Raw genomic sequence first — 22,850 nt, 5'->3', positions numbered from 1 at the left:
CCGCTCGGGGCATTTCTGGCCTGCCTTCGTTCCTCCGGGTGATCCGATGCCCCGTTTCTGTCGGTGCCGCGTGCGATGTTCGAGATGGGGGTTCCCCCCTTACTAAGCCCTGTAGGCGGCGGGGGCCCGCGGTCTTCGGGTCGCTGGCGGGACTCCTGAGGGGAACGCCACGGGGACGTCGACAAGCCGTACGCTCGCCCGTCGCCCGTCGCCCGTCGCCCGTCGCCCGTCGCCCGTCGCCCGTCGCCCGTCGCCCGTCGCCCGTCGCCCGTCGCCCGTCGCCCGTCGAGCGCGGGTGCGCGGGGCGGGTCAGGTCCGGAGGGCTAGCGGCACGACGGGTGATTGTGTGATCACGGACTGGTGCGATAGCACGGGATGCGTTCGGCCGCAGGTGTGATGTGGCGAACGATCCACGTCCTGGGACGCCCCTGGGCTTGCCATTCGTGGGACGCGTGCTGTCTACTGTCCGGGCAATCCATCCCGAGCGGCCGAGAGACCTGGCTCGACGACGCCGCAGCAACCACCCCTGGGGGGCAGGTGCTAACGCCAGGAGCGATGGAGCCGAGATGCCTCGTCAGCGAATGCAGCGAATGCTCACGCGTCGGCGTGTGGTCGACCAGTGCCGACGCACCGCGTCCGGCTGTCGGCGCGTCGACGCCTGATCCAGCGAACCCCCCTTCCTGAGTCCACATCGGACGCCTCCGCGCCGCCGCTCGCCCTGAGCGGCCCGTGCGGCGGTGGCGCCCGGTCGCGTGCTGCCGTGGAGTTGACGTGATCACTGTCGAGAACCTGGTCAAGACCTTCCGAGGGCGTGGCGAGACCCTCGTGGCGCTGGACGGCGTGTCGCTGGAGGTGCCGCAGGGCACCGTGTGCGGCGTCGTCGGGCAGAGCGGCGCCGGCAAGTCGACCCTCGCGCGGTGCGTCGCGTTGCTGGAGAAGCCGGACGCCGGCGCCATCCGGGTCGACGGCACCGACCTGGTGAGCCTCAGCGGGGCCGCGCTGCGCGCCGCCCGGCGCAAGATCGGTGTTGTGCCGCAAGGGGATTCGCTGTTGCGGCAACGCACAGCCGCCGGCAACGTCGCGCTGCCGCTGGAGTCGGCCGGCGCGGCCCGGTTGCAGCGGCGCGCCCGCGTGCTGGAGCTGCTCGAACTGGTCGGCCTCGCCGACAAGGCCGGCGCCTACCCGGACCAGCTCTCCGGCGGTCAGCGGCAGCGCGTGGCGATCGCCAGGGCGCTGGCCGGCAGCCCGTCGGTGCTGCTGGCCGACGAGCCGACCTCGGCGCTGGACCCGGAGACCACGGCGTCGGTGCTGGGCGTGCTGGACAGGGCCCGCGCCGAGCTGGGCGTGACGGTCCTGATCGTCACGCACGACATGGACGTCGTCCGGCGGATCTGCGACGACGTGGCGGTGCTGGAGAAGGGTCGGGTCGTCGAGCACGGCAGGGTGCTGGACCTCGTCGCGCGGCAGAGCCGCACCGCCTCCGCGCTGCTGCCCACCACCGACCAGATCACTGGTCTGTCCAGTGTGGACAGTGACACCGGGTACGGCCGGTACGACCGGATCGCCGACGTCACGCTGGTCGGCTTCGCCGCGGTCGGCGCGCTGCTGCCCGAGGCGTCCACCCGCTTCGGCGTGCGGCTGGCCGTGCTGGGCGGCGGCCTGACCCGGCTCGCCGACACCCCGGTCGCGCGGTTCCGCGTCGGCCTCTCCGGCGACCGCGCGGACGCGGCGCTGGACTTCATCACCGAGCACGGCGGTGTGGTGCGTCGCGCCACACGCGAGGAGGTAGCTGCGTGAAGGCGGAAACGCCTTGGTCCAAGGTCTTCCAGCTCGTGCTGGAGGCGACCGGTGACACGATCTACATGGTGGGCGTGGCGACGGTGTTCGCGGCGCTGTTCGGCGTCCCGCTCGGGGTGCTGCTCCATGTGACCGCACCGGGAGGGCTGAGCCCGCGACGCCTGGCGCACCGCCTGCTGTCCCTCGTCGTCGACGTCGGCCGCTCGATGCCGTTCATCATCCTGCTGTTGGCGATCTCCCCGTTCACCAAGGTCGTCGCCGGGACCACGCTGGGCGCCGAGGCGGCGATCGTGCCGCTGACGGTCGGCGCGGTGCCCTTCGTGGCCCGGCTGGTCGACAACGCCCTGCGCGAGGTCGACGCCACGGTCGTGGAGGCCGCGGTGACGACCGGCGCGAGCCGGATGAAGATCGTGCACAGCGTGCTGCTCCGCGAGTCCGCCCCCGGGCTGGTCGGCGCGATCGGCGTCACCCTGGTCGCGCTCGTCGGCTACTCGGCCATGGCCGGCGTCGTCGGCGCCGGCGGCCTCGGCGACCTCGCGATCCGCTACGGCTACCAGCGCTACGACACCCGCGTGATGATCGCGTCGATCGTGGTCCTCGCCGTCCTGGTGATCGTCGTGCAGTTCGGCTTCGACCGCGCGGCGCGCCTGCTGGACCGCCGCCGCCGCGTCAACGCCTGACACCCCGCCCCCGTCCCACACCCACCCCGAACGCCGGGCGGACCCGCCCGGCCCGCGTCGCGCCACGTCCGGTGGCGGGCCGACGCGCACCCGAAAGGACCCATCGATGCGATTCCGCGCCCTCACCGCGGCCGTGCTGGCCACCACCGTGACCCTGGGCCTGTCCGCGTGCGGCGGCGGCTCCGACGCCGCGAAGGACCCCGAGGCGCCGCTGCGGGTCGGCGCGAGCCCGGTGCCGCACGCCCAGATCCTCAACTACGTCAAGGACGAGCTGGCGAAGGACAAGGGCCTCAAGCTGGAGGTCGTCGAGATCACCGACTACGTGACGCCGAACACCTCGCTGGCGGAGAAGAGCCTGGAGGCCAACTACTTCCAGCACAAGCCCTACCTGGAGAAGTTCGAGGCCGACAAGGGCGTGAAGCTCCACTGGGTCGGCCCCGTCCACCTGGAGCCGTTGGCCGCCTTCTCCAAGAAGGGCGTGAAGTCGCTGGCCGAGCTGGCCGACGGCGCGAAGGTCGCGGTGCCCAACGACCCGACCAACGAGGCCAGGGCGCTGACCCTGCTCGCCCAGAACGGCGTGCTGGAGCTGAAGGCGGGCACCGAGCGGACCGCCACCAAGAACGACGTCACGAAGAACCCGAAGAACCTCCAGATCGTCGAGCTGGAGGCGGCCCAGGTGCCGCGCAGCCTGGACGAGGTCGACGCCGCGGTCATCAACGGCAACTACGCGCTCCAGGCCGGCCAGGACCTGAAGACGGCGCTGGCGGTGGAGAAGGCCGAGGGCAACCCCTACGCCAACGGCCTGGTCACCCGGCCCGAGCTCGCCGGGGACGAGCGGATCAAGAAGCTCCAGGAGCTGCTGACCTCGCCGCGGGTCAAGGAGTACATCGAGAAGAACTTCCAGGGCGCGGTCACCTCGGCCACGAGCTGAGACGCGGCGCAGGGCGGCGGTCGCGCGGGGTCTCCCGCACGACCGCCGCCGGCGTCTGTCCGCCCCTGATCGGGTGTCGTCACCGCAGGTTTACCGGAATGAGGGACGATCGGAGGTCAGGGCCACCCCCGTTCGGGGGGTGCCGCGTGACCGACGGGTGAGGGGACGGCCTCGCTGGGGCGTCCGGGACCGGGTGGAGGTGCGGTCGTGAGCCGGCTAAGTGCGGGCGGAGCGCGACGCCGCGTAGGCTCGACGGACGTGCTCGCCGTCGTCCCTCCTCCGGTCACCGTCCGCGTGCCCGCCAAGGTCAATCTGCACCTGTCCGTCGGTGACGTTCGGCCGGACGGCTACCACGAGCTGGTCACCGTCTTCCAGGCGTTGTCGCTGACCGACGAGGTCACCGTCGCGGTCGCCGACGACCCCGGGGTCGAGGTCCACGGCGAGGGCGCGGCCACCGTGCCCACGGACGCGTCCAACCTCGCCTGGCGGGCCGTGCAGGCGCTGGCCGAGCGCACCGGGCGCGACCCCTACGACCCCAAGGTGCGGGTCGTCATCCGCAAGGGCATCCCGGTCGCCGGCGGCATGGCCGGCGGCAGCGCCGACGCCGCCGCCACCCTGGTCGGCCTGGCCGCGCTGTGGAAGCTGGACATGACCCGCGACGAGCTCGCCGAGGTGGGCGCGCGCCTGGGCAGCGACGTGCCGTTCGCGCTCTACGGCAACACCGCGCTCGGCGCCGGCCGCGGCGAACGCCTCGTCCCGGTGCTCGGGCGGCACACCTTCCACTGGGTCGTCGCCCTGGACCGGCGCGGCCTGTCCACCCCCGACGTCTACCGCGAGCTGGACCGGCTGCGGGCGGAGAGCCGGCCACCCAGGGTGGGCGCGGTCGAGCCGGTGCTGGAGGCCCTGGCGACCGGCGACCCCCGGCAGCTCGCCCTGCTGCTGGGCAACGACCTCCAGTCGGCGGCGGTCTCGCTGCGGCCCTCCCTGCGGCGCACGCTGCGGGCCGGCGTCGCCGCGGGCGCGCTCGCCGGCATCGTCTCCGGCTCCGGCCCCACCTGCGCCTTCCTGTGCGCCGACGGTGCCTCGGCGGTCCGCGTGGCCGCGGAGCTGTCCGGCGCCGGCGTGTGCCGCACCGTCAGGGTGGCGCAGGGGCCGGTGCCGGGAGCCAGGGTCGTGGCCTGCGAGGAACCCACCCGGCCCACCCCGCCCGAGGTCCACGCGTAGCCCGGAGCGCCCCGCCACGCCGGCGGGGACCGGGCCGACGAGCGTCAGCGCGCGCGAGCGCAGGAGGAAAAGAGTTTCGTGGCCAACCTGGTCAACCTGGAGTCGGTCAGCAAGAGCTTCGGCGTCCGCGCGTTGCTCGACGCCGTCTCGCTCGGCGTCAACACCGGCGACCGGATCGGCGTCGTGGGTCTCAACGGCGGGGGCAAGACCACCCTGCTGGAGGTGCTGGCCGGCGTCGAGCCGCCCGACGAGGGCCGGGTCAGCCGCGCCCGCGACCTGCGGATGGCGGTGGTCACCCAGCGCGCCGAGCTGCCGCCGGAGGCCACGATCCGCGAGTGCGTGATCGACCCGCTCGGCCACGCCGCCGACCACGAGTGGGCGGCCGACCCCCGGGTGCGGTCGGTGCTGGACGGCCTGGGCATCTCCGCGCTCGGGCTGGACACCAGGGTCGGGCCGCTGTCCGGCGGCGAGCGCCGCCGCGTCGCGCTGGCCGCCGCCCTGGTCCGCGACCTGGACCTGGTGGTGCTGGACGAGCCCACCAACCACCTGGACGTCGAGGGCGTGCGCTGGCTGGCCGACCACCTCCTCGCCCGGCGCTGCGCGCTGGTCGTGGTCACCCACGACCGCTGGTTCCTCGACACGGTCTGCACCAGGACCTGGGAGGTCGTCGGCGGGCGCGTCGAGCAGTACGAGGGCGGCTACGCGGACTGGGTGTTCGCGCGGGCGGAGCGGGCCCGGCTCGCCGAGACGCTGGAGGAGAAGCGGCGCAACCTCGCCCGCAAGGAGTTGGCCTGGTTGCGGCGCGGGGCTCCCGCCCGCACCTCCAAGCCCCGGTTCCGCATCGAGGCCGCCGAGGCGTTGATCTCGGACGTGCCGCCGCCCAGGGACAGCGTGGAGCTGCTGGCCTTCGCCAAGCGCCGGCTCGGCCGCACCGTGCTGGAGCTGGAGGACGTCTCGCTGTCCATCCCCGGCGACGACGGCCGGGTCCTGCTGGACGGCGTCACCTGGCGGATCGGCCCCGGCGACCGGATCGGCCTGGTCGGCGTGAACGGCTCGGGCAAGACCACGTTGCTGCGCCTGCTGGCCGGCGACAGCGAGCCCGAGGCCGGCCGCCGCGTCGAGGGCCAGACCGTGCGGCTGGCCCACCTCACCCAGGAGCTGCACGACCTGCCGGCCGAGCTGCGTGTCCTGGAGGCGATCGAGGAGGTCGCGCGGCGCGTGTGGCTCGGCAAGCACGAGCTGACCGCCTCGCAGCTCGCCGAGCGGTTCGGCTTCCCCCAGGGCCGCCAGTGGACCCCGGTCGGCGACCTGTCCGGCGGTGAGCGGCGGCGGCTCCAGCTCGCCCGGCTGCTCATGGCGGAGCCGAACGTCCTGCTGCTCGACGAGCCCACCAACGACCTGGACATCGACACCCTCCAGCAGCTCGAGGACCTGCTCGACTCGTGGCCGGGCACGCTCGTGGTGGTCTCCCACGACCGGTACCTGGTGGAGCGGGTCTGCGACACGGTGGTGGCGTTGTTCGGCGACGGCCGCATCACCCACCTGCCCGGCGGCATCGAGGAGTACCTGCGGCGCAGGGAGGGCGCGACCAGCCCGGTGGCGAGGGTGGCCGAGGAGCCGTCACGCCCCGCCGAGCCGGTCGCCAGGAGCGGCCCGTCCGGCGCCGACCTGCGCGCCGCGCGGAAGGAACTGGCCAAGTTGGAGCGGCAGCTCGACCGCCTCGCCGCGCGGGAGGCCGAGCTGCACGCCGCGCTCGCGGCCGCCGCCACCGAGCCGGACCGGCTGCTGGCGCTGGACGCCGAGCTGCGGGCCGTGCTCGCCGAGAAGGACGAGGTCGAGCAGCGCTGGATGGAGCTGGCCGAGCAGGTCTCCTGAGGCGGGCCGCCAGGGCGGGTCGCGCTGTCAGGTGTGGTCGTGCCCCGGCAGCGCGTCGCCCGCCGCGGTCCGCAACGGGTCGCCGTCGTGGTCGATGGTGTACGTGCCCGTCCTGCCCATGGCCGTCCAGTCCAGCTCGACCCGCCACCGGACCGTGTGCGCCCGGGTGACGGCGAACAGCCAGAAGACCTCGGTGTCGGTGGCCGAGACCTGGTAGGGGAACCCCACCGCCGGTTCGCCCTGCCCGTCGCCCGGTTCCGGCCCGTCACCGGCCAGGGGCGTCGCCCTCGGGGTCTTCTGGTCCAGGTCGACGCGGAAGTGCCGGGGGAACTTGTCGCCGGCTCCCGTGCAGGTCCTGACGAGGACCCCGGTGCTGGGCGCGGGCTCCCTGTCGAGCACCTTCACCCGCATCTGCTGGAGCACGACGGCGACGCTGGGCGACTTCCCCTGGATCGTGATGCTGTAGACCGCTTGGGAGGCCGCCACCGCACCCTGCCTGCGCGCCCACTCGTCGTTGAGGGCGTCCGCGGGCGGCAGCGCGGCGAGGTCGACCCCCTGGGGGACGACCCAGTTGCCGCCCGGGCACCCGTGAACCGTGCTCACCTTGGCCGTCAACGGCACGTCGTGGTGCGGCGGGTCGCCCGCCCGGTTCCCGTCCCCGCCCGGCCCGGGAGCCGCCGTGGTCCTGGGGCCGTAGAGCCAGAAGACGAACGCGGCGACGGCCACCACGAGCGTCAGCGCCGGCGCGAGCCACAGGAACACGGCTCGTCGTCGCGTTGCCGGGGCCGTCGGGTGGATGTGCACGCCGCCGTCGATCCGGCCGGCCTGCACGCTGTGGCCGCCGATCCGGCCCTCGACGCGGAGATGGTGCGCGCCCGGGCGGTCCTCCCGCCGGCCCTGCTCGTCGGTCACCGCCACTCCCACGGGTGCTCGTGGCCGTGCTCGACCGTCGGGCGGTCGAGCACTGGCGCCCACCTCGACTCTCGTCCGAACGCTACCGACGACGCGTGCGAAGGGTGACGGTATTGACACCTTCGGTCAGATTCCGTGCCGCCGGTCCTGGACCCGTCGTCGTCACGATCACTCGTTCTCTCCGGACAACACCCCGGACGGGTTGTTGTCGGGTCGAGGGGGGCCGAGAGTCGATCTCCGGTCGTACCCTCCGCAGCATGAGCCGGTTCGTGGACGAGCTGGTGGCCACGGCGCGGAGCGCCCGCGGCCTCGAACGCGGCATGACGACCGGAGCGCCCGCCCGTCCCGCGCGGCGCGTCTGGGCCGAGGTGCACCGGGACGCGCTGCGGATGGCCGGGGCGCTCGTCGGGGCCGAGGTGCGGCCGGGCGACGCGGTGGCCGTGCTCGCCGGGGACCCGGCCCTGATCGCCCCGGCCGCGCAGGCCGTGTGGTTGGCCGGTGGCAGCGTCACGATGCTGCACCAGCCCACGGCCCGCACCGATCTCGCCACATGGGCCGCCGACACCCTGCGGGTCCTGCGGATGATCGACGCGCGGCTGGTGCTGCTCGGCGACCCGTTCGACGCCGTCGGCGACGTGCTCCGCCAGCACCGGGTCGCGTTCCGGCGGATCACCGAGCTGGCCGGGACCCCGCTGGCCGAGCCGGTCCCGGTCGACGGCGGGCACACCGCCCTGCTCCAGCTCACCAGCGGCTCGACCGCCGACCCCAAGGCGGTGCGCATCACCCACGACAACCTCGCCGCCAACCTCGACGCGATGACCGCCGCCGCCCGGCTGGACGTCGGCGCGGACGTGGTGGTGTCGTGGCTGCCGCTGTTCCACGACATGGGCATGGTCGGCTGCCTGACCGCGCCGATGGTCTTCGGCCTGGAGCTGGTCAAGGCCACCCCCGCCGACTTCCTCGGCCGCCCGCTGCTGTGGATGGAGCTGATCAGCGAGTACGGCGGCACCGTGACCGCCGGCCCGAACTTCGCCTACGCCGTCGCCGGCCGGAAGCTGGCCAAGGCGCCGGACGGCGCGTACGACCTCTCGACCCTGCGGTTCGCGTTGAACGGGGCCGAGCCGATCGATCCCGAGGCGGTGCGCGCGTTCCTCGACGCGGGAGCGCGGTTCGGGCTGCGCCGGGAGAGCATGGTCTGCGCCTACGGCATGGCGGAGGCGACGCTCGGCGTGTCCTTCGCCCGGCTGGGGAGCGGGCCGCGCGTGGACGTGGTCGACGCCGAGACGTTGGCGCTGCGAGGACGCGCGGTCCCCGTGACCGGCGCGGGGACGGACGCCATGGCAGACGCGACGGCCGACACCGTGGCCGACGCGGTGACGGACACCGCGACCGACGCGACGGCCCACACCGCCACCGGCGCGACGGCCCACACCGCGACCGGCGCGACGGCCCACACCGCCACCGGCGCGACGACGGCCGCCGGCCGCGCCGGGCACGCGGGCAGGCCGGTGCGCGCCTTCCCGTTGCTCGGCCCGCCACTGGCGGGTCTGGAGGTGCGGGTGGTCGACGAGCACGGCCGCGAGCTGGGCGACCGGGAGGTCGGGCTGCTGCGGCTGCGCGGGACCTCCGTCACCCCCGGCTACCTCACCACCGACGGCCCGGTCCCGGCCCAGGACGCGGACGGGTGGTTGGACACCGGCGACGAGGGCTACCTCGCCTCGGGCGAGGTCGTGGTGTGCGGCCGCCGCAAGGACGTGATCATCATGGGCGGCCGCAACATCTACCCGACCGACATCGAGCGGGCGGCCTGCGCCGTGGACGGGGTCAGGGCCGGCAACGCGGTCGCGCTGCGGCTGGACGCCGGCAGCCGGCGGGAACGGTTCGCGGTCGCGGTCGAGTCGCGGCTGGCGGGAGACCCGTCGGCGGAACGCGCGCTGCGGCGCGAGGTGACGGCCCGCGTGATGGACGCGGTCGGCGCCCGCCCCGTCAACGTGGTGGTGCTCCCGCCGTCGAGCCTGCCCAAGACGCCGTCCGGCAAGCTGCGCCGCGCCGCGGCCCGGGACCGGCTCGCCCCGCTCCTCGACGCCTGAGCGACAGCCGCGCGAAGGCTGCGCGAAGGCGGGGCGCTGGCGGGCGCCCCGATCCCCTGGTCAGAGGGCGTGGAACTTGTTCTGCGCGACCTCGATGCCGTCGGTCAGCAACGACTCCACCGCGTCCGCGCAGCGGTCGATGACGAACGGCAGTTCCTTGCGCTCGACCGTGGAGAAGTCACGCAGCACGTAGTCGGCGGGGTCCATCCGGCCGGGCGGGCGGCCGATGCCGAACCGCACCCGGTAGTAGTCCTTGGCCCCGAGGGACTTGGAGATCGAGCGCAGGCCGTTGTGCCCGCCCTCGCCGCCGCCGAGCTTGATCCGCACCGCGCCGAAGTCGATGTCCAGCTCGTCGTGCACGACGACCAGCGAGGACGGCGCGACCTTGTAGAACCGGGCGGCCCCGACCACGGGCCCGCCGGAGACGTTCATGAACGAGCGGGGCTTCACCAGCACGGCCCTGCGCCCGGCCAGCCGCCCCTCGACGACCTCCGCGCCGCTGCGGTGCGCCTTGAACCGGCCGCCCATCCGCGCGGCCAGCTCGTCCAGCACCATGAACCCGGCGTTGTGCCGGTTGCCCGCGTACGCCGGCCCGGGGTTGCCCAGGCCGACCACCAGCGCCAGCTCCTCCGTCACCTGTCGCTCCCCGCTCCGGTCGCTCGCTCGGTGTGCGCGAACGGCGCGCCGCCCGGAGGCGACGCGCCGTTCGCGTTCGTGCTGCGGTGGCCGGTTCCGGCCACGGTGGCCGGGCCGACCGCGTGGGCCTCGGCGGGCCTGGTGATCGCCGTGATCACGACGGCCCGCCCGACCCTTCGCCCGTCAGTACCCGTCAACGCCCGACGTCTGAGGGCAGGGGGCTCACGCCTCGGCGGCGGCCTCCGCGGCCTCGGCGGGCTCGGCGGCGCCACCCTCGGCCTCCATCTGGGCGGCGGTCGGGGCGGGCACGACGTTCGCGACCAGGGCCTCGGCGTCGGTGACCAGGGTGACGCCCTGGGGCAGCGACAGCTCACGGGCGTGGATCTGGGTGCCGGCGCCCACGCCGGCCACGGACAGCTCGACCTGCTCGGGGATGTGCAGCGCCTCGGCCTGGAGGGTGACCTCGGTCAGCTCCTGGGTCAGCAGGGTGCCCGGGGCGGGCTCGCCGGTGACGACCACCGGCACCTCGACGGTGACCTGCTCGCCCCGCTGCACCAGCAGCAGGTCGACGTGCTCGATGTAGTTCTTGATCGGGTGCGTGGTGACGGTCTTGGTCAGCGCCAGCTCGCTGTTGCCGTCGCCCAGGTCCAGGGTCAGCACGGCGTTGTGGCCGTGCTCGCGGACCACGCGGGCGAACTCCAGGGCGGGCAGCGCCAGGTGCTTGGGGTCAGAGCCGTGACCGTAGAGCACCGCGGGGATCTTGCCGGCGCGACGGGTGCGACGGGCGGCGCCCTTGCCAAACTCGGTGCGCGGCTCGGCGGCGAGACGGACCTCGGACACGGTGGTGCTCCTCGATGACGTCGGGCGGGTGTGGGGTCTTCGGCCTGCGGCGGCGGGGGCGCGGTGGGGTGAGGACAGCGCGCGGCATCAGCGCCGCCGCGTCGATCACGCCAGGCGCGAGGCCCACCCTCGCCGAGGCAACCCGGAAAGTGTAGGCGGTCCGCCGGACGGGTGCGAACCGGGGGGCGGTTCAGGCGTCGACCTGGTCCGCGCGCTGGTCGTCGTCGTAGCTGGCGCGGGCGTCGAGCACCTCCCCGACGTGACGTTCGGCCCACCGGCCGATCGCGGTGATGGGGGCGCGGAGGGACCTGCCCAGCTCGGTCAGCTCGTACTCGACGCGGGGTGGGACCTCCGCGTACACCGTGCGCCTGAGCAGGCCGTCCCGTTCCAGGGCGCGCAGCGTCTGGGTCAGGACCTTCGGCGCGATCCCGCCCACGTGTCGCCGCAGCTCGGTGAACCGCATGGGGCTCTTCTGGGAGAGCAGCAGCACGACGAGCACCGTCCACCGGTCGCCGATCCGGTCCAGCACCAGCCGGGTCGGGCAGTCCGGGTCGTACAGGTTGGGGTCCGGCACCGGTGCCGGCTCTTCGGTAACCACAGGGTATCTATAGCACGTTGAAGTACTCGATAACCAGTAGATACCGTGGTCTGACCTGCGAGAACGACAGGAGTGGGACATGAAGCTCGTACTGGTTGGCGCCACCGGGATGATTGGTCGTCGGGTGCTCGACGAGGCGCTCCGCCGGGGGCACGAGGTGACGGCGGTCGCGCGGAACGCCAGCGGCCCGGCGGGGCGGCCTGGCCTGACGGTGCGGACCGGCAGCCTGTTCGACGCCCCGTTCCTCGCCGACGTCGTGGCCGGGGCGGACGTGCTGATCAGCGCGATCTCGTCGAAGGCGTCCCCCGGGGCCACGCTGGCCGACGCCGCCCGCCGGCTCCTCGACGCCGCGCGGACCGCGGGCGCCCGGCTGGTCGTGGTGGGCGGCGCGGGCAGCCTGGAGGTCGCGCCGGGCGCGCTCCTGGTCGACACGCCGGACTTCCCGGCTGCCTACCTGCCGGAGGCGCGGGCGCAGGCGGACGCCCTCGCGGCGCTGCGGGCCGAGGGCGACGACGTCGACTGGACGTACCTGTCCCCGGCCGCGGAGATCGCGCCGGGGGAGCGGACCGGGCGGTTCCGGCTCGGCGGCGACCAGCTCCTGGTGGACGACAGCGGCGCGTCGCGGATCTCCGTGGAGGACTACGCGGTCGCCCTGCTCGACGAGGTCGAGAAGCCGGCACACACGCGTCAGCGGTTCACCGTCGCCTACTGAGTCGACTGGGTCGACCTGGCTGATCCGACTGAGCCGTCTGAGCCGTCTGAGCCGTCTGAGCCGGCTGGCTGGCGGGCTGCGCCCAGCTCGGTCGGCGTGGATGGGTGGATGGGCCTGTGGAGGTTGGGCCGGGCTGACCTGAACCACCGGGCCTGAGTGGGAGGGCCGGGTTGGACCGGGCTCGACGGCGGAACGCCGAAGGCCGCTCCCCGCGTCGGTGGGAGCGGCCTTCGGCGTGTCGGTGTGTCGACGTGTGGCCTCGGCGCGGGCCTCAGGAGGTGAGGGCGATGACGGCGGCGGCCACCGCGGCGGCCCCGGCCACCGGGCCGAAGAACTGCATCGGCACGAAGAAGAACTGGTGCTGGTTGCGGTATGTCACCGGCTGACCGGTCTGGGGGTGGTAGCCGGGAACCGGGCGGTTGAGGTGCTTGCCGAGGAACCAGATCGCCACACCCGCCAGGGCCAGGCCGACGGCGGTTCCCAGGTTCGCGTGGTCGGTGGCCCCGCCGAGCGCGACCCCGATCGCGGTGCCACCGCCCCCGCAGACCGCTCCCAGCACCAGGACGAGAATTCCCCAGCCCCGCCAGACCAGCACGTCGTCACCTCCGGCTCGTTGTTGTGCCGGGCCAATGGACGCGCTGTCGGGTGAGACGGTTCCCCCGAATGGCGAGGTCTTTGTCATCTGATGTCGTCTGGATGTCGTCTGACGGTGGCCTTCTTCACTCTTCTGGCGCTCAAAGCCGCGCATTCGTGAGAAATGGATGGAAAGCGACTGTCAAGTCGATCTCCGGTGTTCCCCCGGAGTTGTCCACAGGCGCGGAAGTTATCCACAGCGGGCGGTGATGCACTGGTGACTGCCCGTCGCGAGCGGATAGGCTGGAGCGGGGCTCGCCCCCCGGGACGGGTGGGGGCTGACCTGGGAAGTGGAGGAGTGGCGCGGCGCTCGGGTCTCGGGCGGCCGGGGTGGACGCCGGCGCTGACGAAACGAGAAGGCTGAGGAAACGGGAAGGCGGCGCCACCCCGTGGGGCGCGCCGCCTTCCCTGACTCCGTTCTCCGGGTCTCCTGGCTCAGGCGTTGCCGTCGAACAGGCTCGTCACCGAGCCGTCCTCGAAGACCTCCTGGATCGCCCTGGCCAGCAGCGGGGCGATGGAGAGCACGGTGAGCCGGGGGAACCGCTTCTCCTCGGGGATCGGCAGCGTGTCGGTGAAGATCACCTCACGGGCGCCGCAGTTCGCCAGCTTGTCCGCCGCGTCCCGGGACAGCACCCCGTGCGTCGCCGCGATGATGACCTCCTTGGCGCCCTCCGCCAGGAGCTGCTCCGCCGCCTTGGCGATGGTGCCGCCGGTGTCGACCATGTCGTCGATCACCACGCAGGTGCGGCCCCGCACCTCGCCCACCACCCGGTTGGCCACGACCTCGTTCGGCTTCAGCGGGTCGCGGGTCTTGTGGATGAACGCGATCGGGTAGCCACCGAGCGTGTCCGCCCACTTCTCGGCCAGCTTGGTGCGGCCGGCGTCCGGCGAGACGACCGTGATGTCCGAGCCGGAGTACTTCTCCTTGACGTGCGCGGCCAGCAGCGGCATCGCCCACAGGTGGTCCACCGGGCCGTCGAAGAAGCCCTGGATCTGCGCGGTGTGCAGGTCCACCGTCATGATCCGGTCCGCGCCGGCGGTCTTGAACAGGTCGGCCACCAGCCGCGCCGAGATGGGTTCCCGGCCGCGGTGCTTCTTGTCCTGCCGCGCGTACGGGTAGAACGGCATGATCACGGTGATGCGCTTGGCGCTGGCGCGCTTGAGCGCGTCCACCATGATCAGTTGCTCCATCAGCCACTGGTTGATCGGCGCGCAGTGGCTCTGGATGACGAACGCGTCGCAGCCCCGGACGGACTCCTCGAACCGGACGAAGATCTCGCCGTTGGCGAAGTCGTAGGCCGACTGCGGCGTGATCGTCACGTCCAGGTGCTTGGCCACCTCCTCGGCCAGCTCCGGGTGCGCGCGCCCGGAGAAGAGCATGAGGCTCTTCTTCGGTGTCGCGGACATCGCGCTGACGCCCATGCTCATTCTCCCTCCCCATGGGTGTCCCCAGCCGCGCCGTCCGCCGCCCCGGTGTCCCCGGCGGCGAGGGCGCGCTGGGCGGCCTCGTCGGCTGCGGTGCCCGGCCGGCGCCGGGCCACCCAGCCCTCGACGTTGCGCTGCCGGGCGCGGGCGACCGCCATCGCGCCGGGCGGCACATCGTGGGTGATCACCGAGCCGGCTGCCGTGTAGGCGCCGTCGCCCACCCGCACCGGGGCCACGAACATGTTGTCCGAGCCGGTGCGGCAGTGGGACCCGATGACCGTCCGGTGCTTGCGCACCCCGTCGTAGTTCACGAAGACGGTGGCGGCGCCGATGTTGCTGTGGTCGCCGATGGTGGCGTCGCCGACGTAGCTCAGGTGCGGCACCTTGCTGCCGGTGCCGATGTCGGAGTTCTTCACCTCGACGAACGCGCCGATCTTGCCGTCGCCGCCCAGCCGGGTGCCCGGCCGCAGGAAGGCGAACGGCCCCACGGAGGCGTTCTCGCCGATCTCGGCGTCGGTGCCGTGCGTGCGCACGACGGTCGCGCCCGCGCCCACGGAGCAGCCCGTCAGCGTGGTGTCCGGGCCGATCACGGCGCCCTCGCCGACGGTGGTCCCCGCGCGGAGCTGCACGCCGGGCTCCAGGACGACGTCCCTGGCCAGCTCCACGTCGGCGTCCAGCCACACCGAGGCCGGGTCGACCACGGTCACGCCGGCGCGCATCCACCGCTCCAGCAGCCGGCGGTTCAGCTCGCCGCCGAGCCGGGCGAGCTGGACCCGGTCGTTGACGCCCTCGACCAGCCACGGGTCGGAGCAGACCAGCGCGCCGACCCGCCGGCCGTCGCCGCGCGCGATGCCCAGCACGTCGGTCAGGTACAGCTCGCCCTGCGCGTTGTCGGTCGAGATCCTGCCCAGCGCGTCCCGCAGCACGGCGGCGTCGAACGCGTACACCCCGGAGTTGATCTCCGTGATGGCGCGCTGCTCCTCGCTGGCGTCCTTGTGCTCGACGATGCCGGCGACCGTGCCGTCCTCCGCCCGCAGGATCCGCCCGTAGCCGGTCGGGTCCGCGACGACGGTCGTGAGCACGGTCACCGCGTTGGCGGAGGCCGCGTGCTCGGCGAGCAGGGCGCGCAGCGTGTCGGTGTCGAGCAGGGGCACGTCGCCGTAGCTGACGACGACGGTGCCGGTCAGGTCGGCGGGCAACGCGTCGAGGGCGCAGCCCACGGCGTGCCCGGTCCCGTTCTGCTCCTCCTGGACGGCGGTGCGCAGCTCGCGGCCGAGCCGGGCGCCCAGCCCGTCGAGGTGCGCGGCCACGGCCTCGCGCCCGTGCCCCACCACCACGACCAGGTGCGCCGGGTCGATGCCGGCGGCGGCCCTGACCGCGTGCTCCACGAGGGGGCGGCCGGCGACCGGGTGCAGCACCTTGGGGGTGGCCGAGCGCATCCGGGTGCCCTCGCCCGCGGCCAGGACCACGGCGGTCACCGGGCCGGCCGTGGCGCCGGGATCGGTCGCGGCGTGGTCGGTCGCGGCGTGGTCGGACACGGAGCGGTCGGTCGCGGAGCAGGCTGAGGCGGTCCCGCCCTGGAGCATCAGCTCTCCCTAGATCCGTCTTCGCTGATCGGTGGGGCGCCGCAAGGCGGTGGCCCAGGGGCGCCATGGCCCCCCGGGATACCGATCCTACGGGGCGTTCCCGCGGGCGACGTCGGCGCGGTTCCGCCCCACCGGTCCCGGGAGATCGACGAGCCGCGGGCGCGGCCCCCGGCTCAGACGCCGCTGGCGATCTGGTTGCCGCCCCGCCGTTTGGCCTGGTACATCGCGGCGTCGGCGCGGGCGAGGACGTGGGTGCTGGAGTCGGCGGGGCCGGCGGCCACCACGCCGACCGACAACGTCACACCCCGGGAGAAGGAGTGCGGGAGCTGCGCCACGGTGTCCACGGCCCGTTGCAGCGCGGCCTCGGCGGCGGGCAGGGGAGCGCCTGGGAGCAGCACGACGAACTCGTCGCCGCCGTAGCGGGTGACCACGTCGTCCAGCCGCAGGGCGTTGCGCAACGTGCCGGCCACGATCCGCAGGACGTCGTCGCCCTCGGCGTGCGAGCACCGGTCGTTGACGTTCTTGAACCCGTCGAGGTCGACCAGCGCCACCGACAGCGGCTGCTCCCGCGCGTCCTCCAGCAGCGCCGCCAGGTGCTCGTCGAGCGCGCGGCGGTTCGGCAGCCCGGTCAGCGGGTCCTGGAACGCCTGCGCCGCGAACGCCCCGGCGCGGCGGCTCAGCCGCTCGTGCTCCAGCCGGGTCAGCAGCGTGGCGATCCGCGCCTGGCGCAGCGACCACAGCTCGGACTCCAGCTCGTGGGTGTACTGCTCCAGGGCGCTCATGGTCACCTCGCCCCCGTCCGGCCCGGACAGCCGGGCGAACTCCCGGACCAGGGACAGGCGCAACGCCGGCTCCGAGGTGTCCTCGGCCAGGTGCTTGCGGGAGGTCGCCAGGACCTGGAGCGCCTCCTCGGGGTGGCCGTCCAGCTCCAGGCACCGGGCCAGCGCCAGCGCGACGAGGATCTCCTCCCTCGGGGAGATCACCTCGTCGAGCAGGGCCCGCAGCAGCGGGACGTGCTCACCGCCCGGGCTGGCCAGGGCGAACGCCGCGCCGAGCACCGGCATCTGCTCCCAGGCCGCCATGTCCTCCCGCCGGGGGAACAGCGACTCCCGCCACGGTCCCTCCACGGCCACCGCGATCGCCGCCGCCGTGTCGTACCGCTCCTGGGCGTCCTCCTCGCGGCCCACCCGCTCCAGCCGCAGGCCCCAGCCGATCAGCAGTTTCACCCGGTTGATGAGGTGCACGGAGATCTCGTGCGGGCCCCCGTTGTCCCGGATGCACTGGTGGGCCCTGGCCAGCACCTCGTCGGCCATCTCGTGCACGCCGAGCTGGGTGAGCACCAGGCCGATGTCGACCAGCGCGGTCGCCAGCAGCCGCTCCCAGGTGCGCTTGGTGACCAGCACGTCCGGCGCCGGGTTGTCCAGCATCGCCAACGCGGTGGCGACGGACGACAACGCGATGTCCTCGTTGCCCGCCTGGAGCGCGCGGGCGCCGCGTAACGCGAACGCGTCGGACTCCAGGACGACCAGGCCGTGCCGGCGGGTGTGCTGGAGCAGCTCGTCCAGGACCGGGTCGGCGGTGTCGGACAGGACGGGGGTGACCAGCCGGACCACGGCGACCGCCCGCAGGACCTGTCCGAGCGTCCACGGCTCGCCCCGCCGCTGGGCCTCGTCGAGCAGCCGGCGCGTCTCCTCGGCGGCGGCGAGCTGGCCGTCGGTCCCGTCGCGTTGGGCGTGCGCGATCAGCTCACGGGCACGGGCGACCAGCCACGCGTTGGACATCTCGCCCAACGTGGGCCCCGGGTCGCTGGCGGCATCGTGCAGCGGCGAACACCCCCTGTGGGCAGGCCGGTCCCCGGCCACCACCGCTGCCGGCGGGGGTGGCCCCGGCAGCTCCGCCGCCAGGATTCGAACCTGGACCATCGGAACCAAAATCCGAGGTGCTGCCGTTACACCACGGCGGAACGGCGACGTCCGCGAACAGGGTCGTGACAGCCGCCGATCGACATCGTGGCACATCCGGCCGGAGGAGCAGAACGGCGACGTGGCCGTGATCTCTCCCCGCGCCCGCCGATCCCGGGCCCCACCGCAGCTCAGCCGCGTCGCGCGCGAGATTCAGCCGCGCAGGAACGCGCTCACCACGCGCTCGTACCGGTCGGGGTCGGCGTTCCACTCGGCGACGTGCTCCGCGTCGGGGAACTCGACGTACTCCAGCGGCCAGCCCAGGCCCGGCGCGGCCGCGGCGAGGTCGCGGGACGCCGCCACCGGAACCGTGTGGTCGGCCGAGCCGTGCATCAGCAGCGTCGGCGGTTTCGCGGCAGGAGGGTGCGCGGCCAGCTCGAACCGGTCGAAGTCCAGATCGGCGCGCCAACCGGAGACCAGCTCGGCGAGCGGGGTGAACGCGCTGGGCACGCCCCGGTTGGCCGACTGGGCCTCCAGCGTCTTCTTCCAGCTCACGACGGGCGCGTCCAGCACGACCCTGCTGACCATCGACGCCAGCTCCGACCGGGCGAGGAACTGCCCGACGATCGCGCCGCCCATCGACCAGCCGTAGAGCACGACGCGCCGCGCGCCGTGGTCGCGCGCGTACCGCGCCGCGGCCTCCACGTCCCGCCACTCGGTGTCGCCGAGGTGGAACAGGCCGTCCGGCGAGGAGGGCGCGCCCACGTCGTTGCGGTAGGAGATGGCGAGTACGGGCAGGCCGAGCCGGTGCAACACGGGCAGGACGCGCAACGACTCGCGCCGGGTGACGCCCCGCCCGTGGACGGTGATCACCCACGGGGCGTCCTTCGCGTCCGCGCGCGAGGCCGCCACGTCGGGGGCCGCGGGGACGAACCACGCGGCCGCGTCGCCCAACTCGGTCCGCACGGACACGTCGCTGAACTCCAGTCCGTGGGCGCTGCGCGGGTCCCCGTTCCACACCTCCGCGCTCATGCGAACGCTGGCGCCCTCGGGTGGTGCGCCGGCGAGCAGACGACGTTCCACCCGTCCGTCACCGCGCCGCAGGACGTCGCCGACGCGCGCCGAGCCGCTGTCCCAGTCCAGACCCCAGGTGCCGGCCTTGGCGGTGCGGGCCGACTCGGTGAGCACGACCGTCGTCTCCGCCCCCTCCCGGCGAATGCTGATCACCTTCTCGGGGTACTCCACCGCCTGGGCGCGCTCCGGCTGGAGCAACTCGGCGCTGTAGTACCAGGCGCCGCCGGAACCGCCCGCCACCAGCAGCGCGATCACCGACAGGAGGACGAGAAACCCGATCCGGCGACGCCGACGAGCAGGGGTGGTGACGGAACGCATCGCCACATCCTGCGCCCTCCCCCTACGGAGGGATGGGGCGTGTGGCGCCGCGACACGCCCGCTGTGGCGCGGGCGACACGCCGCCGGTCGGGGAGGCACCACTGGCGCCTCGCCGGCCAAGAACTTACGCTGGCGTAGGTTACGGTTCCGTAGCCGTAGGTAAGGACGGCTGGCCGTCTCCTGACACCGAGGTAGCAGCACATGACCCTCGCCCCCGAAGCCACCGCCTCGCGGCGGGCGCCCAAACCGATGTTCGAGGAGCCGCGCGGCACCGCCGCCCAGGTCTCCGTGTACCTCTTCGTGCTTCTTCCGACGCTGGCCCTGGCCGCCGCGGTGCCGCTCGCGTGGGGCTGGGGGCTGGGCTGGGTCGACGTGGCCCTGTTCGTCGCCTTCTACGTCATCAGCGGCCTGGGCGTCACCGTCGGCTACCACCGGCACTTCACCCACGGGTCGTTCAAGGCCCGCCGCGCGCTGCGCGTCGCGCTGGCGATCGCCGGCAGCACCGCCGTGCAGGGCTCGGTGGTCGACTGGGTCGCCGACCACCGGCGCCACCACGCCTACTCCGACAAGGAGGGCGACCCGCACTCGCCCTGGATGTTCGGCTCCTCGCCGTGGGCGCTCGCCAAGGGCTTCTGGCACGCCCACATGGGCTGGCTGTTCGAGCGCGAGTCGACCAACAAGGAGCGGTTCGCGCCCGACCTGCTCGCCGACCGCGACATCCTGGCGGTGGACCGGCTGTTCGGCCTGTGGACCGCGCTGAGCCTGCTGCTGCCCGGCGTCCTCGGCGGCCTGATCAGTTGGTCGTGGTGGGGCGCGCTGACCGGGTTCTTCTGGGCCGGCCTGGTCAGGACCGCCGTCCTGCACCACATCACCTGGTCGGTGAACTCGATCTGCCACATGATCGGCGAGCGGCCGTTCGCCAGCCGGGACAAGGCCGCGAACTTCTGGCCGCTGGCGATCTTCTCCTTCGGCGAGGCCTGGCACAACCTGCACCACGCCGACCCGACCTGCGCCCGGCACGGCGTGCTGCGCGGTCAGATCGACATCTCCGCCAGGGTGATCTGGCTGTTCGAGAAGTTCGGCTGGGTGTGGAACGTGCGGTGGCCGACGCCGCAGCGGCTCGCCCGCATCAGCGCCAAGTAGCGGCGGGGGCTTCGCGGGCCGTGTGCGCCCGTGCCGCCACCGGCGGGATGGGCACATACGGCCCGGTGTTCGCCCTCGTCATCTAGGCTGTTCGGGTGGCGGTGCGACGGCGAGGACGAATCCGGGAGGATGGGTCCGGGGGAGGCGACGCCAAGGTGGCCCGGGTCCGGATGACCGGTAAGGAACGCCGTGAGCAACTGCTCGACATCGGTCGCGCCCTGTTCGCGGAGAAGGGGTTCGAGGCGACCTCGATCGAGGAGATCGCCCATCGGGCCGGCGTGAGCAAGCCCGTGGTGTACGAGCACTTCGGCGGCAAGGAGGGCCTCTACGCCGTCGTCGTCGACCGCGAGATGCGCAACCTGTTGGACCGCATCGTCTCCGCGCTCACCGGCGGGCATCCCCGGCAACTGCTGGAGCAGGCCGCGACCGCGCTGCTGGACTACATCGAGGACTGTAGCGACGGGTTCCGCATCCTCGTGAGGGATTCGCCGGTGGCCAGCGCCAGCGGCACTTTCTCCAGTCTGCTCAACGACATCGCGAGTCAGGTCGAGCACATACTGGGCGTGCAGTTCGACGCCAGGGGGTACGAGCCGAAGCTCGCCGCGCTCTACAGCCAGGCGTTGGTGGGCATGGTCGCGCTGACCGGCCAGTGGTGGCTGGAGGTGCGCAAGCCGAAGAAGGACGAGGTGGCCGCGCACCTGGTCAACCTGGCGTGGAAGGGCCTGTCCCACCTGGAGCACAAGCCCCAGCTCCGCACGCGCCGCTGACCCCCGGCCCCGCGCCGGCTGATGAGTCCACACTGGACAGACGCCGGGGGGCGCGGCGCGCTCGTGGGCCACGTCCCTGTCATGTCCGGGAGACGCGGAGCACCTTGTCGTCCTGGCCGTTGCTGGTCGTGAGGTAGAGCGCCCCGTCCGGGCCGCGCTGCGCCGCCCGCAGGCGGCCGTGGGTCCCGTTCAGCTCCGCCGGCATGGCCACCTGGCGCACCGCCTCCCCGTCCGGGGAGAGCTGGAGCAGGATCAGCTTGCTGCCCTTGAGCGTGGTGACGGCCAGCGTCCCGTCCAGGTCGCCCCAGTCGGGGCCGGACAGGAACTCGGCGTCGCAGACCGCCTCGGTGGGCCAACGAGAACTCCACAGCGCCGGCACCGCGTCGGGGAACCGGCCCAGGTCGGTCATGGGCACGTCCTCGTCGTAGCCGCCGGGGTCGCCGACCGGGGCCCAGCCGTAGTTCCCTCCGGGGCGGACCAGGTTGACCTCGTCGTCCACCCTCGGGCCGTGCTCGGCCACGTAGACCTGCTCGGTGCCGGGGCGTGTCGCCACGCCCTGCACGTTCCGGTGGCCGTAGGTCAACGCCAGTCGCTCCGCGGGGTCCGGCGAGTCCAGCCACGGGTTGCCCGGCCACGGCTCGCCCGTCCTGAGGTTCATCCGCAGGACCTTGCCGCCGAGCCTCGACCGGTCCTGCGCCAGTCCGTTGAACGCGGCGTCGCCCGTGCCGACCAGCAACGCGCCGTCCTGGGCGAGTTCCATGCGGCAGCCCGCGTGCCGTCCGTTGGCGTTGACCGGGAGGCCGGCCAGCAGGGGGTCCTTCACGCGCTGCGCGCTGCGCCCGTCCTCGGCCAGCCGCCAGGTGACGAGGCGGACGTCCTCCGGCTCGCCCGTCGACGTCCTGTGGGACTGGCAGGTCGTGAACTCCCTGGTCGTGGCGAAGTCGGGGTGCACCAGCAGGCCCATCAGGCCGGTCTCGTGCTCCACGTAGACGTCGTCGAAGGCCGCGTCCACCGAGCTGACCTCGGCGCCGGGGCCGGTGCCCGAGAGCATCGCCAGCCGGCCGGGCCGCTGCGGCACGAGCACCCTGCCGTCGGGGAGGAAACCCAGGTCCCATCCGTGTTCCAGGCCGGAGGCGACCACCTCGACGCGCAGCGGGCCCTCTCCCTTTCTCGGCTCGCTCGACGCGATGCCCGGGGAGCCGGAACATCCGGCCACCGCGACCGCCGCCACCACGACGACACCCAGCAGGCCAAGGCTTCGAGTGAACACCACGCGCCCATCGTGCTCCGCATCACATACTGGCTCGTGTCAACGCACCCCAACGGGGGCGTGTGATCACTCGTCCAGTCCAAGGGCGGAGGGCTGCCTCCGTCGACTCCTGTGCCTCGCAAGCCAGCCCTGCTCGCCCCACGTCTGGCATGTCGACACGGACGGACAATCCGCTGACCGGGCCGGCAAGGTGACCGCCACCGCTCTGGTCGAGAGTGTCGGCACGTGGCTCTCCGCGAAGGGCCTGAAACCCGGCTCCACCTTCCGGACCGCCGACAACCGTCTGGTGACTGTCACCGGTACGCGGCTCCTTCAGCGAGGTCCGCCGTTGTCCCGGATCCGAACTACCCGCAGCGAATGACGGGACCCGTTGGAAATTTCCGCCCAGACGTGCACGGGCCCCCCGAGCGGCTCAGAGGTGGAGACGTACGGCCATCC

At 73.3% G+C, this 22,850-nt stretch carries 19 protein-coding genes, 1 tRNA gene and 1 riboswitch; of the genes, 9 read left to right on the top strand and 11 right to left on the bottom strand.

Annotated elements, in window-relative coordinates; translation table 11 throughout:
• The first annotated feature begins 472 nt into the window (after positions 1-472).
• A riboswitch (SAM riboswitch) is annotated at positions 473-562 on the top strand.
• 209 nt (positions 563-771) lie between these two features.
• The 5 genes from LX15_RS13615 (at position 772) to LX15_RS13595 (ending at position 6,507) form a co-directional block, all read left to right on the top strand.
• Positions 772-1,797 carry a methionine ABC transporter ATP-binding protein gene (locus LX15_RS13615; RefSeq protein WP_253669924.1) on the top strand — a complete coding sequence of 342 codons (1,026 nt, stop codon included), beginning with the start codon at positions 772-774 and terminating at the stop codon, positions 1,795-1,797.
• A complete protein-coding gene (locus tag LX15_RS13610; protein ID WP_253669923.1) occupies positions 1,794-2,477 on the top strand; it encodes a methionine ABC transporter permease in 684 nt (227 codons plus the stop codon). Before LX15_RS13615 ends, LX15_RS13610 begins: the two co-directional genes overlap by 4 nt.
• Positions 2,478-2,583: 106 nt before the next feature.
• Positions 2,584-3,408 (top strand): MetQ/NlpA family ABC transporter substrate-binding protein, encoded by an 825-nt coding sequence (locus tag LX15_RS13605; protein ID WP_253669922.1) that lies wholly within the window; start codon positions 2,584-2,586, stop codon positions 3,406-3,408.
• A gap of 258 nt (positions 3,409-3,666) precedes the next feature.
• Positions 3,667-4,632, top strand: a complete 966-nt coding sequence (locus LX15_RS13600) for a 4-(cytidine 5'-diphospho)-2-C-methyl-D-erythritol kinase (protein ID WP_253669931.1) — start codon at positions 3,667-3,669, stop codon at positions 4,630-4,632.
• Positions 4,633-4,710: 78 nt separating this feature from the next.
• On the top strand, positions 4,711-6,507 hold the full coding sequence (locus LX15_RS13595) for an ABC-F family ATP-binding cassette domain-containing protein (RefSeq protein ID WP_253669921.1): 1,797 nt from the start codon (positions 4,711-4,713) through the stop codon (positions 6,505-6,507).
• 27 nt (positions 6,508-6,534) lie between these two features.
• Here LX15_RS13595 and LX15_RS13590 read toward each other — a convergent pair whose 3' ends face one another.
• Entirely contained in the window at positions 6,535-7,419 is an 885-nt protein-coding gene (locus LX15_RS13590) for a hypothetical protein (protein ID WP_253669920.1), read from the bottom strand.
• Between the two features lie 257 nt (positions 7,420-7,676).
• On the opposite strand from LX15_RS13590, the gene LX15_RS13585 reads away from it, so the two are divergent.
• Entirely contained in the window at positions 7,677-9,509 is a 1,833-nt protein-coding gene (locus tag LX15_RS13585; RefSeq protein ID WP_253669919.1) for a fatty acyl-AMP ligase, read from the top strand.
• Positions 9,510-9,569: 60 nt separating this feature from the next.
• Here the strand turns inward: LX15_RS13585 and pth are convergent, their stop codons facing one another.
• The 3 genes from pth to LX15_RS13570 form a co-directional block, all read right to left on the bottom strand.
• Entirely contained in the window at positions 9,570-10,145 is a 576-nt protein-coding gene (gene pth, locus LX15_RS13580; RefSeq protein WP_253669918.1) for an aminoacyl-tRNA hydrolase, read from the bottom strand.
• A 222-nt stretch (positions 10,146-10,367) separates the two neighbouring features.
• Positions 10,368-10,985: a 50S ribosomal protein L25/general stress protein Ctc gene (locus LX15_RS13575; RefSeq protein ID WP_253669917.1), complete on the bottom strand. Its 618-nt coding sequence runs from the start codon at positions 10,983-10,985 to the stop codon at positions 10,368-10,370.
• A gap of 190 nt (positions 10,986-11,175) precedes the next feature.
• The gene (locus LX15_RS13570) at positions 11,176-11,559 is read right to left on the bottom strand and encodes a winged helix-turn-helix transcriptional regulator (RefSeq protein ID WP_253669916.1); all 384 of its coding nucleotides are present in this window, start codon (positions 11,557-11,559) and stop codon (positions 11,176-11,178) included.
• Between the two features lie 103 nt (positions 11,560-11,662).
• On the opposite strand from LX15_RS13570, the gene LX15_RS13565 reads away from it, so the two are divergent.
• Positions 11,663-12,295 carry an NAD(P)-dependent oxidoreductase gene (locus LX15_RS13565; protein WP_253669915.1) on the top strand — a complete coding sequence of 211 codons (633 nt, stop codon included), beginning with the start codon at positions 11,663-11,665 and terminating at the stop codon, positions 12,293-12,295.
• 271 nt (positions 12,296-12,566) lie between these two features.
• Here LX15_RS13565 and LX15_RS13560 read toward each other — a convergent pair whose 3' ends face one another.
• The 6 genes from LX15_RS13560 to LX15_RS13535 all read right to left on the bottom strand — a co-directional run bounded on the left by LX15_RS13560 (position 12,567) and on the right by LX15_RS13535 (position 19,232).
• Entirely contained in the window at positions 12,567-12,890 is a 324-nt protein-coding gene (locus LX15_RS13560; RefSeq protein ID WP_253669914.1) for a hypothetical protein, read from the bottom strand.
• A 473-nt stretch (positions 12,891-13,363) separates the two neighbouring features.
• Positions 13,364-14,335 (bottom strand): ribose-phosphate diphosphokinase, encoded by a 972-nt coding sequence (locus LX15_RS13555; protein ID WP_253669930.1) that lies wholly within the window; start codon positions 14,333-14,335, stop codon positions 13,364-13,366.
• A gap of 17 nt (positions 14,336-14,352) precedes the next feature.
• Entirely contained in the window at positions 14,353-15,939 is a 1,587-nt protein-coding gene (glmU, locus tag LX15_RS13550) for a bifunctional UDP-N-acetylglucosamine diphosphorylase/glucosamine-1-phosphate N-acetyltransferase GlmU (RefSeq protein ID WP_301304527.1), read from the bottom strand.
• A 173-nt stretch (positions 15,940-16,112) separates the two neighbouring features.
• A complete protein-coding gene (locus LX15_RS13545) occupies positions 16,113-17,720 on the bottom strand; it encodes a GGDEF domain-containing protein (protein ID WP_253669913.1) in 1,608 nt (535 codons plus the stop codon).
• 111 nt (positions 17,721-17,831) lie between these two features.
• Positions 17,832-17,902, bottom strand: a tRNA-Gln gene (locus tag LX15_RS13540).
• Positions 17,903-18,053: 151 nt separating this feature from the next.
• Positions 18,054-19,232 (bottom strand): alpha/beta hydrolase family protein, encoded by a 1,179-nt coding sequence (locus LX15_RS13535; RefSeq protein ID WP_253669912.1) that lies wholly within the window; start codon positions 19,230-19,232, stop codon positions 18,054-18,056.
• A 249-nt stretch (positions 19,233-19,481) separates the two neighbouring features.
• On the opposite strand from LX15_RS13535, the gene LX15_RS13530 reads away from it, so the two are divergent.
• Positions 19,482-20,375: an acyl-CoA desaturase gene (locus LX15_RS13530; protein ID WP_253669928.1), complete on the top strand. Its 894-nt coding sequence runs from the start codon at positions 19,482-19,484 to the stop codon at positions 20,373-20,375.
• Between the two features lie 170 nt (positions 20,376-20,545).
• Positions 20,546-21,142 (top strand): TetR/AcrR family transcriptional regulator, encoded by a 597-nt coding sequence (locus LX15_RS13525; RefSeq protein ID WP_253669911.1) that lies wholly within the window; start codon positions 20,546-20,548, stop codon positions 21,140-21,142.
• A gap of 79 nt (positions 21,143-21,221) precedes the next feature.
• Here the strand turns inward: LX15_RS13525 and LX15_RS13520 are convergent, their stop codons facing one another.
• Entirely contained in the window at positions 21,222-22,415 is a 1,194-nt protein-coding gene (locus LX15_RS13520; protein ID WP_253669910.1) for a PQQ-dependent sugar dehydrogenase, read from the bottom strand.
• Positions 22,416-22,850: the final 435 nt, after the last annotated feature.

The organism is Streptoalloteichus tenebrarius, assembly GCF_024171885.1.
Classification (GTDB): Bacteria; Actinomycetota; Actinomycetes; order Mycobacteriales; family Pseudonocardiaceae; genus Streptoalloteichus; species Streptoalloteichus tenebrarius.
This window is presented reverse-complemented; position numbering and strand designations above follow the sequence as displayed.

Coding starts and splice junctions, on each gene's coding strand:
- LX15_RS13605 (WP_253669922.1), top strand. CDS start 2,584: ATGCGATTCCGCGCCCTCACCGCGGCCGTGCTGGCCACCACCGTGACC.
- LX15_RS13585 (WP_253669919.1), top strand. CDS start 7,677: ATGAGCCGGTTCGTGGACGAGCTGGTGGCCACGGCGCGGAGCGCCCGC.
- LX15_RS13565 (WP_253669915.1), top strand. CDS start 11,663: ATGAAGCTCGTACTGGTTGGCGCCACCGGGATGATTGGTCGTCGGGTG.
- LX15_RS13555 (WP_253669930.1), bottom strand. CDS start 14,335: ATGTCCGCGACACCGAAGAAGAGCCTCATGCTCTTCTCCGGGCGCGCG.
- glmU (WP_301304527.1), bottom strand. CDS start 15,939: ATGCTCCAGGGCGGGACCGCCTCAGCCTGCTCCGCGACCGACCGCTCC.
- LX15_RS13545 (WP_253669913.1), bottom strand. CDS start 17,720: ATGTCCAACGCGTGGCTGGTCGCCCGTGCCCGTGAGCTGATCGCGCAC.
- LX15_RS13535 (WP_253669912.1), bottom strand. CDS start 19,232: ATGCGTTCCGTCACCACCCCTGCTCGTCGGCGTCGCCGGATCGGGTTT.
- LX15_RS13530 (WP_253669928.1), top strand. CDS start 19,482: ATGTTCGAGGAGCCGCGCGGCACCGCCGCCCAGGTCTCCGTGTACCTC.
- LX15_RS13525 (WP_253669911.1), top strand. CDS start 20,546: ATGACCGGTAAGGAACGCCGTGAGCAACTGCTCGACATCGGTCGCGCC.